The 11,603-nt window shown below is 30.6% G+C and carries 8 protein-coding genes and 1 pseudogene; 4 read left to right on the top strand and 5 right to left on the bottom strand.

The genetic code is table 11. From position 1 onward, the window contains the following. The first annotated feature begins 268 nt into the window (after positions 1-268). Positions 269-705 (top strand): annotated as a pseudogene (locus I2F23_RS12960) (hypothetical protein). Here the strand turns inward: I2F23_RS12960 and I2F23_RS12955 are convergent. Then, complete coding sequence (locus tag I2F23_RS12955) at positions 694-903, bottom strand: helix-turn-helix domain-containing protein (RefSeq protein WP_195773000.1); 210 nt, start codon at positions 901-903, stop codon at positions 694-696. The pseudogene I2F23_RS12960 and the gene I2F23_RS12955 sit on opposite strands and share 12 nt — an antisense overlap. A 296-nt stretch (positions 904-1,199) precedes the next feature. Between I2F23_RS12955 and I2F23_RS13945 the strand changes: the two genes are divergently transcribed. Together I2F23_RS13945 and I2F23_RS12945 are read left to right on the top strand one after the other, a co-directional pair. Further along, the gene (locus I2F23_RS13945; protein ID WP_228284799.1) at positions 1,200-1,388 is read left to right on the top strand and encodes a hypothetical protein; all 189 of its coding nucleotides are present in this window, start codon (positions 1,200-1,202) and stop codon (positions 1,386-1,388) included. 121 nt (positions 1,389-1,509) lie between these two features. Next, the gene (locus I2F23_RS12945) at positions 1,510-7,245 is read left to right on the top strand and encodes a dsDNA nuclease domain-containing protein (protein WP_195772999.1); all 5,736 of its coding nucleotides are present in this window, start codon (positions 1,510-1,512) and stop codon (positions 7,243-7,245) included. Between the two features lie 102 nt (positions 7,246-7,347). Here I2F23_RS12945 and I2F23_RS12940 read toward each other — a convergent pair whose 3' ends face one another. The 4 genes from I2F23_RS12940 to I2F23_RS12925 all read right to left on the bottom strand — a co-directional run bounded on the left by I2F23_RS12940 (position 7,348) and on the right by I2F23_RS12925 (position 10,939). Beyond that, the gene (locus I2F23_RS12940; RefSeq protein ID WP_195772998.1) at positions 7,348-8,184 is read right to left on the bottom strand and encodes an SIR2 family protein; all 837 of its coding nucleotides are present in this window, start codon (positions 8,182-8,184) and stop codon (positions 7,348-7,350) included. Further along, positions 8,184-8,723 (bottom strand): non-canonical purine NTP pyrophosphatase, encoded by a 540-nt coding sequence (locus I2F23_RS12935; protein ID WP_195772997.1) that lies wholly within the window; start codon positions 8,721-8,723, stop codon positions 8,184-8,186. The genes I2F23_RS12940 and I2F23_RS12935 overlap by 1 nt, the downstream gene beginning before the upstream one ends. Continuing rightward, complete coding sequence (locus I2F23_RS13940) at positions 8,720-9,721, bottom strand: amidohydrolase family protein (RefSeq protein WP_195772996.1); 1,002 nt, start codon at positions 9,719-9,721, stop codon at positions 8,720-8,722. The genes I2F23_RS12935 and I2F23_RS13940 overlap by 4 nt, the downstream gene beginning before the upstream one ends. A 330-nt stretch (positions 9,722-10,051) precedes the next feature. Further along, positions 10,052-10,939 (bottom strand): LysR family transcriptional regulator, encoded by an 888-nt coding sequence (locus I2F23_RS12925; protein ID WP_195772995.1) that lies wholly within the window; start codon positions 10,937-10,939, stop codon positions 10,052-10,054. 86 nt (positions 10,940-11,025) lie between these two features. On the opposite strand from I2F23_RS12925, the gene I2F23_RS12920 reads away from it, so the two are divergent. Then, entirely contained in the window at positions 11,026-11,520 is a 495-nt protein-coding gene (locus I2F23_RS12920) for a GNAT family N-acetyltransferase (RefSeq protein WP_195772994.1), read from the top strand. Positions 11,521-11,603 lie beyond the last annotated feature (83 nt).

Here is an 11,603-nt window from a genome sequence, read left to right as displayed (position 1 = left end):
GATAGTACACAATAAAAGCAAAGAACTAATGCGCGAGAATTAAATTATTTCCGAAATTTCGGAGTCAGGCACACTATTAGATAGTAGTGTGCCAATCAAACTACGCACGGGTGTCGGGTCGGTCGGTCGGCAAGCTCCTCCTCCCTCACCCGTGCGTATATGCGTACAGAATGTCGTATAACTTAATTTTATGTTAAATTAGATACACCTAATAATAACTTCATATCCTTCTTTAACTTTACTATGTTTGCTCTAAAAACAATTCATTATGTTACGTGGTAAACAATTAGATGAAGTCATTGAACAAGAATTGCAAATGATATTGCTTGAAGGTTTTGAAAAATCCCCTATTTCGCACAAAGCTCTTCATAGTCGTCTAACAGCTAAGGGCTATATATCTGGTGGATTAAGTACTTTGAGTTCAGCTGAACGACGGGAGCTCATATCTATGTATATATCTGAGCAAATTTCTCCACTGAATCTAAAGACTAAAGAACAGCAACTTTATGTGAATAAAAAGACAAGGCAGGCTTTGTGGATACCAATAAAAATCTGCGCACACAAATTGATGATTTGGAGTCACAGCTTCATCAGAATACTGAAACGCCTATAGATATTATTGAAGAAGTAAAGTTAAAAATCTATTTGAAGGTAGACCATCTACTAGCGCCTCATCTTCTCAAAAAATATTTATCACGGGAGTAATATTTTAGGGTCAACATTGAGTGTTTGTGAAATTTGATAGAGTTTTTCAACAGTAATGCTGACTCCCCCCCTTTCAATTCTCCCCAAATAGCTACGATCAATCGTTGTTAATAAGGCTAATTGTTCTTGGCTAATTGATTTATTTTTCCGAATTTCCCTGATTTTAAAGCCAATCGACAGTGTTAGTTCTTGATTCATAGGTGATAACCATAAATACAAGAACTATCAGGAATTGAAGTGTTTTAATTCACGGATTATAATCCTGATTATTTGAGTGATGAGTATGGAAATTCAAAACTTACCAATATTCAAAGAGCTTTCTCGCGTATTTTGTAGCTATAAGATTGACTCAAAGTAGTAGATAGTATGGTTATTTAATCGTCGATGTTGAAAAAAGTAGATATGGACAAACCACTTATACCGAAGCTGAAAATTTGCATGATCTACGATCACAGTTTTGCATTGAATCACCATCTACCCTCCAAGAACTAAATTTGAAAAAAGAAGAGTTTGAGGGCAAAATCATTGCACTAGAAGAAGAAATTGAAGCATTGCATGATTTAAAAGGACAATTTCCTGATATCCAATTTAAAATTGAACAAGTTAAAGCAATAAAAAGCAGAGAAATTAGTAACTTTCAAGCAAAAGTGAATGCTATGAAGTCGTTGACAGTTTTTTTTTAGAACACGATAATTAACTAAAGATCCAATTTTTGGTTAATATTTACTCAATCATGTCTTTTCTTAAATAATTTTGAACTTTAGGATATACAATAGAGAAAATACTTATGAAATCTATAAGCTTATGTATAAAGATAATATTAAAAGTACTGCGATTACATATAAAGGCTATGATTATCAAACTTTATTCGGCATAAGCATTCTTGCTGACTGGCTGAATTTCCCAGACAAATACCAGAAGGTTTTATTTGAAGCGACTGATGATACTGACTATACACCGCAGGCATTAGATGATGTAATTTGTGTCAGAAAAGATAATAAATATGACTACTATCAAGTTAAATATTCACCTTCTCCTGAAAAAGAAGAAAACGAATTTTCTTGGGATTGGATTCTTAAAAAGTCAGGAAAAACCGAACGTTCAAAAAGTATTTTAAGAAAAATATATGATGCCTACAAACGCATACCATTAGATCAAATAAATTCGATCAATTTAGTAACAAACAAGCGTCTTGCAAGAGATGTAGAACCTTGTTTTCGAGAAACTCCTTACCTTCAATTTGAATTAATACCTAAAAATATTCAGGACGAAATCATAAAGCAGTTAGGTAGTAAAAGCGAAGCTAAAACTTTTATAGAGAATTTAAAAGTTGCTTATGATGATCCCATATATTTAGTACTCGAAAATCAGGTACAAGATTCTCTAATGAAAGTTAGCGATGAAATAGGATGTTTACGTCTCTTATATGAAGCTAAGAAATGGGCAACAATTCAACATTATCCAGCCCCCCAAGGTTGGATTACTTTAGACATATTACGTTCTGTTATTCATACCAAAAGACCTGAACCTATACCTCAGAGTTTTTATATTTCAGATGATTACGTGTTGCCAGATGAAAGTTTTCATGAAAATTTTGTTAGTGAAATCATTGATGAAGCAAAAACAAATATACATGTTCTAACTGGTAGCCCGGGCTTAGGTAAAAGTACATATCTGAGTTACCTTTGTAATGAATTAGAAGATAAAAAAATTCCCTATATCAGACATCATTATTTCATTTCTACAAGTGATAGAACACAGGATAGACTTTCTTTAAGAATTATTGCTGAATCACTTTACTCACAAATCAGGCGATTTCATCATAAAATTAATATTTCATCTCATGAACAACCTGAAAACTTAACTAATATTCTTGAGAACTGTGGACGTTACTATAAAAAAAGTGGAAAACCTTTTATACTTATTATTGATGGTTTAGATCACGTTTGGCGAGATAATAATAGAAATATCAATCCATTAAAGGAGATTTTTAAAACATTATTACCACTACCAGACAATCTTAAAATTATTGTTGGTACGCAACCTGTAGATGATGAATATCTACCAAAAAACCTTTTAATTCTATGTCCTAAGAAAAACTGGACTTACCTTCCCCCTATGTCTGGGAATGCCATTTCAGCTTATATAAATAAAAGAATAAAAGATGGGGCATTAATAACGAATGATTATGGAAATAAAGATGAAATCATCGCCAAAGCTGCTTCAGCACTATTAAACTCTACACATGGTTATCCTTTACAACTAATCTATACTTGTGAATATCTAAGAACTAACTTACTTCCCATTAATGAGTGGCAAATCAATAAGCTTCCTATGCATAGTGGCGAAGATATCCAAAAGTATTATTTATTGATTTGGCAAACACTAAATCATAAGCAGAAAGAGATATTACATCTTATTGTAAATTTTAATTTTTTCTGGCCTAAAACTTCTTTTAATAAAATTTTTTCTGATTCATTGTTAGATATAAATTCGGTAATTTTTTTGCTACATGAATCTTTATCTGGTTTAAGACCATTTCATGAGAGCTTAAGTGTCTTTGTCAAAAGTAGAGATAATCATGATGAAATTATTGAATTATTATTATTACCTCTATGTACTTGGCTTGAGCATGATGCTCCTGAGTCATTAAAACAAAGATGGCTATGGCATTGCCATGCTTTACTTGGTAATACTAGTCCTTTAAGAAGTGGCCTAACACGTGATTGGATTATCGATAGATTAGTGGAGAGTTATGATCCTCAAATTTTTATCGATTTACTAACCCAAGCTGAAACGGTTGCTTTCAAAGAACGACAGTATGCTGAGGCATACAAACATAGATCGATAAAAACACGCTTATTAAACGGTCCTCAATATCAACTAACTGATTTTAATCAATTAAAAATTATCTTTCTAACCACTGCTCCTCAATCTGCAATCAATGAATTAGTTTCTTTACATCACCAGCTTTCGGTGGCTGATTTGGCAATTTTATCTATAGCCTTATGGTATAGAAATCAAAAGCCTCAAGCTTTATCAACTGCAAATCTGTGTTTTAAAAGATTCGTCAGTGAGGAGAGATTATATAATGGTCATGAACATAATGAACTTTATAATAAAAATCTTCGTCTCACACTTGCCGCTAAAATTTTATGTGATGAAAATTATATAAATAGCCTTATTCATAATGGTAAAATCAAAAATTGGAATGAAGAATGGATACCACTCTTATGTCAGACTAATTGTTTAAGTAATAATTTTGAACAATTGCTGGATGTTTTTAATGTAATAGAAAATGAAAATATCCAAAAGATGATAGCAGAGAAAATAATAATTCTAGGTTCTATTGAGGAAATTGAATTTGAAAGCTTGGAGAATGAAAGGCTGTTTAATATTTGTTCTTTAGGGAAAGTTGTTCAAATTTTAGAAAATAATTTATTCAAGAAAAGTTATTTAATTAGCGAAGATAAAAATGAAGCACACTATCTAGTATATAAAAGTGATCAATTAACCTTTAATTATAAAGACTACTTTTTTGATAACTTTTTTCAACATTTGGCATCTCAAGGAGGGTTTAATCATCTGCCTATACTAGGTGATTCCGTAAAAGCTTCTCTATATAATTTGCTAGTTAAATTATGTGATCATATCGTAAAACTGATTGAATATAATCAAGAAATTAAATTTATCGAAATATATTCATTGCTAAATAGCTCAGATCTACCTATTGATGAAAATTATAAAGATAAAGGAGAATTAATCCGATTTAAGAATAATTGGTTCGAGATTTGCATAATTGTAAATTTAATCGTTAACAGAAAAAGTATTAATCTATCTGATTTTAAAGGTTCTGAAGAAAAAGAATTTTTCAACATTGATTGGTTTATTGACTGGTATGCAGAACAAAATATTAAGTATTTCAATAATGAGACTATTGAACACTTATTTGAAACTATAAATAAAAGATTCTCTCAAGAAATTCAGGAGACAAATGAAAGGTGTGATTATTTTTCAAATTTAGCAAAAATTGCACTACTGCATCACAAATTAGAATATATCAAGCGATATTGTTACCAATGTTGGGATCTTATTTTAGGTTATGGTTGGCATAAAGATGTGGGTATTTTTGAAGTACTTGATTCAATTGAATATCTATCTCGAAAAAATCCAACTGATGCCCTCTTTTATTTAGAGCAAATTTCGTCAGAAGTAGCGCAAATTTCGGAATATACTGATGGTGACGAAACTAGACATGCCTTGCCTCAATATACAAAACTTTTGTCCAACCTTAATTTGTCCTGTTTAATTTCTAAATTTGAATGGGAGGTTGAAAACGGTAGTTGGTATAAAGCTGAAAATTCTTTTCACCAAATATTAAGTAAGTTACCGAAATTGTCGTCTCATATTTGGGAATCAATTTGTCGAACAGGACTTTCACAAGGTGATCTGTATGCACTACAAAATAATTTAGATATAGAACGTGCAAAAGAATTAATCAATATTACATTAGATCACAATGGAATGGTGGATCTTCCTAATGATATTAAAGAAACTAAAAACTCATCTGAAAATGAAACTCCTAGTCTTATTAACTATGAGGCTTATCCCTTAGAAAAATTTCCTGATTTTTTGAAGTTTATTAAATCTGATTATAAAAACCGAGAGTATTTACTACCATGGATGGAATATTGGAAACCTAAAGCAAAAAAGACTGATTTTATAAAATATATTTGGAATGACTTAAAAGATAAGGAATTGTTATACGAGGTGGAAAATATACTGCTCGATCCCCTTTATGAAATTGCAAAAAGTGTTAGAGGAAAAAAATTTGCATTTGATGTGCTGATCAAAGCCCATTCAAATAAAGGGGGATGGTTTAATTATCATGAGTCTTCAGAGCAAAGTTTCAAACGTTTAGATATTGTTGCTAAAGAATATGAAGATAGAGCTGATGAGTTTATTCAAAAATCTACTCAAAGTAATGATACTCTAAATAAGCAACTTGTTATTCCTTCTTGTAGATTAGTCTATTTATTGGTCAAACTTAATCGTATAGAGGAAGCAAAATCATTTATTGAAGTAATGATTGATGTTTTAAAGGAAGAAACCCTAAACTTAACGTTGCAAGCACCAAACTGGGATTGGGAGCAAGATTTAGATGAAAATGACATAGCTATTACATTGCTTGTTACGAGGTTACATTGGCCTTTCACAAGCATTAAACAATGGACAGCAAACGAATTATCTTCTTTGCTCGCCACAATTGACTACAGTAAAGCGGTTGAAGTTAAATTATTAAAAAATTTAGAATCTAAAAAATTAGAGTCTGAAGTTGTTGAAATATTGTGTGTATTTTGGATGGCTTGTCAGAAAGGCTATCATCCAACTATTGTTCTTGGAGAATATGTATTTGCTAGATCTAGTCTGTCTGATCAATTATTGAATGCTATAGAGTCTAAAACCTGCAATTACGGTTATTACCAAGGAAACTTTGATATTGACTCAGACTTAATTGAAAGAGAATCAAATTTCAGAAAAAACCTTGGATATGAATTTCCACTTGTGTATTTGAGTACTTGCGAATATCTCGAAGAAAAGTTTTTTATTCCCTTGATTGAAGATTTTCAGCATGAATGGAACAAAACATTTATTAATGAGCCTAGATTTCATGATACATATCAATATTTTTTAGAAAGAAATAACACTGGTCAGTTTTACACATTGAATAGCCATAGAGCCAGATCTGCATATTTAAGAGTATTTGAGGTTGCTAAACGTCGTTATGGAATGCCCAATGACTATGCTAATTTCTATTCAATAAAAGCTTTGCCACTTGAAACACCATATTTAAGTTTCTTACCATTTAGAGTACCGTGGTTTACAAAGTGGAATTCGCAAGAGGAATACAGTATTGAATCTCTTAAAGATTATCTTAGAAATTTAATTCAAGTTTGCAATACAAGCAATAAAGGTCAAGTTCTGGGGGCTTTATCCTTCCCAATAAAAATTAGTCCTAATTTGCACTTAGATATCACTTGCACAATAATGAATGATAAAAATGAGGCAACTGAAAGATCTCAAATAGTTTCTATTGGCCTAGGATTAGAAAGAAATTTAGAATTCAGATATCTTAAATCTAAGACTACAACTTCTGATAATTTTTCTTTTGTTGGAACAGCTTTCCCTCATCATAGATATGGTCATTGGTTTGTTGAACAGGACTCAAGAGGTATATACATCCCTATCATGCCTGACACTGAAATGAAAATTATAGGTCAGTCAGATGGTAATCTTATTAAATATCTCTTAAATGATATGGAATTTGGTGTATCAGGTTATTGGAATGATGAATGGAAAAGGTCATATCCTTCAAAAATGAAACCCAAATGTGCGACTTACACATTGCTTTCCCCACAATATTTTCAATATATAGGAAATACTGAAACTGAATTTAAATATGTATGTAAGGTAAATATTGCTTCAAAAGAACGGGACTATAGTGACTTTCAATTTGAAGAATTAACAATTGAAATTTAGCTAGGTGATCTCAAATTAACATTCAATACCATCTAATAAAGCCTTTGCTAGATGGTATTGAATTTCTTTAAAAGCTAAAACAAATAAAGTAAAAACAGCTTTCTAAGAACTTATAGCTTCTAAAATCTTAGTGCTTTGTATATTCCTATCAGGATCAGTAACACCTAACTCTTCTGCTGTTACAGGTATAACTCCCCAATCTTCTAAAACGGTATCAATGATTTCATTATGGCTTTTCACTATAATATAACACTTAGGTTTACGACTTTTATATTCTAGTGGCCAATAGCTATTGAGTTCAAAGAGTATTCTTCTTATGTTTAGATCACTTAATGAATACCCCATAAACAACACACTGTGGCTTAATAAATCTGATTTAAATTTGATATCAATAGGATCTTCAAACTTCATTCTTCGATAATAACTACTTTCATTTAAAACAATACTATTATCATCTGTGAAATCACCATGAAATTTTACTATTTGTGGTATGTTTTTTTTGATATCACCAATGTTTAATATATCTGTTATCTTTTGATAAGGTTTACCATGTAATTCAAAAGCCTTTTCGATCCATTGATCATAATTAGTCGTATAAATCAATCCATAATTTCTAGTCGCTAAAACTTCGTGTAATTGAGAACTTCTTAGTTTATCCATCGACTCCTGCGTGTGCCATTTTTGATCAAGTTTTGTTCTAAGATTTCCAAACTTTTTATGATGTTTTATGTAATAAAATTCAGCTAAAATTAATGCATTGCCATCAGCAAGAATATTAAAAATTCTTGGATCATATTCACAGTCTTCAGCTAGGATTTTAATCAAATCACTCCAATTAGGTAAATCTAAAACAGTAGAAATACCAGCCCCTAGAAATAGCATTAACTTTTCATCTTTATATGCTTGCTTTAAGGTTGTTAAATGTGAATATCTACTCATCATAAGCTTCCTATAAATGATCTAAATTTATCAAATGCATTTTTTCTCATAGATATTTCTAGTTTTTCATCACCTAACTCGGCATATGTTTTGTCATACCCTGTTGGAATAAAGACACAATCCCATTGGAAGTCACGATCTCCTCTAGGCTCAACTGATACAGTTCCCTCACTAACTCCTTCGAAAGAATATATCTTTTTTCCATCACAAAAACCAACAGATGTTTTCGCAAGTATTTTAGTGTTTTTAAAAAGATCACAAAATTTATCTGCTTGTAATGTTTCCCAAAAAACTTCTGTCAATCCTCCTGGGAATCCATTCATTATTTCAAGATATAAACTAGCGTGTTCAACCAATACTGGCTCTTTAAATCTTGCAAATGCTTTCTCTAATTTATCTTTTAATAATTCATTCTCATCAAAAGTCTGTAGCTCCTCAATTTTTGTTTTTCTAGATTCAAAAGTAACACCTGTACCTTTCATGTAATAATCTAGCTCCCTTAATTTATGAGGGTTGCCTGTTGTAACTATTATCTTCATAAAGCATCTCCTTTGATAAAAGAATATTTTTTTTGCTGTTCGTAATGGTTTATAAGAAATTTCTCGTTATTTGTTTCTTGAAGAAATATCTTATAATCTTCAATTAAATTTAAATTATGTATCGCTGGATTATCTGAGCATAGAACAAAGGGTACTTCATATTTAAGGAATTGATGGAAAGTATAGCTATCATCTTCTTTTAATGAGTTTGTCCGTCTATTAGATATAGGACATACTTCTACAGCAATATCTTTTTCTCGAAGTAAATTCATGGTATCTATACAATGCATTGCCGCAGTTCCATGTCCTATACGATCAGCTTCAAATAAGTTAATAGCATTCAAAATGTTACTAAGATTACCAGTTTCACCGGCATGTATAGTTATACCTAAATTTAAATCATGTTTTGCCTCTTTAAAAAAATATGGTAAGTTTTCAGGTAGTGGTATATCTTCATTTCCGGCAAGATCTAACCCAACTATATTTTTGGGACATCCTAAATTTTTTATTGCTGAAATGATAGTTGCTACATCCTCACAAGCTTGATCAGATCTTCTTACTGTAATTATTAGGCCGTAATTTATTTTTGTTATCTTAAAAGCATTTTGTAAAGCATCTAACATCCAAATTATAGCTTCCTCTATTGAAATTGAGTTTAAATTTGCTATATAAAAAATAGTATTTCTTATTTCAACAAATTTAATATTTGATATTTTTAAGCTAAAAAATGTTTGTAATACTATTTCATTTAAATCACTCTGCGATCTAGGTATTAAATTTAAGACTTTCCATGGTTTTAAATAATCTTGCAGATTTTTTTGTGGTTCGAGAATATTTAAATCTTGATTGATATCAAAATTTGAGGGAATTTCATTTGTATTTTTTTCTAATAATTCCTTAACTAAATTTGTTGGAATAGCTCCATTTAAATGAACGTGTAAATCACCCTTAGGAAGATTCACTATCATATCTTCATTAATTTTTTGTAGTGCAGACATAAGTGTAGAAATAAATATAGATGATTGAATTTTATCATAAAATCTATTTCAAATTTATTTATTTCAATTCTGAATAGCCACTGATTTTGTAGACACCTTTTAATTAATAGTGGACTGCCACCACTCTCCTAGACAAATTTAGTCTATTCTTAAGACATTTTTAGTAGGAAAATATGCATTCATAGCTAGGTTCATGAACCAAATATTTTGTAAGTTATTATTTTAATACTCTAAGTAATTAATTTAATTACTTATTAAAGATAAAATTGATTGTGAATTAGATTCTAGGTGAACATAAGTTAAATAAGGTGTACTGCAATCTCTCACAGCCTACTCGAATAATGAAATGATTTGATGTTTTAGCCACTGCTGAGGATCTTCTTTTGTAGCGTAGACATTCACAGTATATTTAATTTCTGGAAATGGTAAGTCAAAAATATCAAACTCCGAGCTATTTAAAATAGAAATTGCTCTTAATGGTAATGTAATAATACAATCATTTGATTCAATCAAATAAGGTACAATCATCATATTGGGGACTTCTAAAGAAATTTTACGGTGAATATTTCTGCTTTTGAGTAAGTTATCAATTATTCCATCATGATCATCCCAAGCACTTATTTTAATATGATTGGCATTAGCATAATGATGTAAACTCATGGCTGCATATTTATTTTTAGGCGCAACAACAATATATTTATCTGTAAAGCATGTTGTTATATTGACCCCAGAGCTAGAATCAAGTTGTTCTGAGTAACCGAGAATTAAATCAATTTTGCCAAGTTTTAAATCCTCAAAAGACAATGCCATATTTTGAAATATAATTTTTAATTTAATATTTGGCGCACTACTTTTTAATTTCTTTATCAAAGATGGTATTACACAAAAAGCGGTATAGTCAGTTGCAGATATCGTAAATGATTGAGAGCTTGTTAATGGATCAAACTTCTTTTTCTCAAATACTTGGCTAGAAAGATTTATCAACATCTCGGAAATAAATGGAGCAATATCATCTGCCCTTTTCGTTGGCTGCATTTCACCTCCCATACGAACAAATAGTGGATCATCTAAGAGTACTCTTAGTCGGTTTAATGCATGACTAAAGGCTGATGGACTAATATGAATTGCATCTGCAGATTTTGATACCGTCTTATTTCGATATAGTGCATCAAAGACTATAAGTAAATTTAGATCAAATTCATGTGGAATAAAATGCATATAATTCACTTTAGAAATGTAAAAAATGCAGTATATACACTTTATTTTTGATTTAAAATATTTCTAAAATTTTTGAGGTGTATTCAATGTGTTATAAAATTAGACAAGTGGCTTTAGACGATATACAAAGATGCTATGAAATAGAAATACGCGCCTACCCTCTTAAAGAAGCTGCAACTAAAGAAAAAATTAAAATTCGTGCTAAAAAATATCAGAAAGGATTTATTGTCTTAGAAGAAGATCAACAAATTATTGGTTTTATTAACAGTGGTTGCGCAGATCAAATCGTTATGTCAGACGATTGTTTTAAAGAGCTTATAGGACATAATCCTCTTGGGGCACATTTAGTTATTATGTCAGTTGTTGTAGATCCTCAATTTCAAGGAAAAGGATATGCTGGCCATATGATGAAAGATTTTATTCAGAGGGCTAAAATATTAAATAAAGAATCAATTTATTTAATGTGTAAAGAAGAATACCTTAAATTTTATGAAAAATTTGGATTTAAATTTACTCAGATCTCGGCATCTTCTCACGGTAATGAAACATGGTATGAAATGCAGTTAATTTTAAGAGATTAAGTCTTAGCGTTATAGCTAGCATGAAGCTAGCTATATTTACAGCTAACTTTAAATAGATTTTTCAATTTCAATAATATTAACCC

The organism is Acinetobacter pollinis (genome assembly GCF_015627175.1).
GTDB lineage: Bacteria > Pseudomonadota > Gammaproteobacteria > Pseudomonadales > Moraxellaceae > Acinetobacter > Acinetobacter pollinis.
Note: the sequence above shows the minus strand (reverse complement) of the source record. Positions and strands in the feature narration are given on the sequence as shown.

Coding starts and splice junctions, on each gene's coding strand:
- I2F23_RS13940 (WP_195772996.1), bottom strand. CDS start 9,721: ATGTCTGCACTACAAAAAATTAATGAAGATATGATAGTGAATCTTCCT.
- I2F23_RS12935 (WP_195772997.1), bottom strand. CDS start 8,723: ATGAAGATAATAGTTACAACAGGCAACCCTCATAAATTAAGGGAGCTA.
- I2F23_RS12925 (WP_195772995.1), bottom strand. CDS start 10,939: ATGCATTTTATTCCACATGAATTTGATCTAAATTTACTTATAGTCTTT.
- I2F23_RS12955 (WP_195773000.1), bottom strand. CDS start 903: ATGAATCAAGAACTAACACTGTCGATTGGCTTTAAAATCAGGGAAATT.
- I2F23_RS12945 (WP_195772999.1), top strand. CDS start 1,510: ATGTATAAAGATAATATTAAAAGTACTGCGATTACATATAAAGGCTAT.
- I2F23_RS12920 (WP_195772994.1), top strand. CDS start 11,026: ATGTGTTATAAAATTAGACAAGTGGCTTTAGACGATATACAAAGATGC.
- I2F23_RS12940 (WP_195772998.1), bottom strand. CDS start 8,184: ATGAGTAGATATTCACATTTAACAACCTTAAAGCAAGCATATAAAGAT.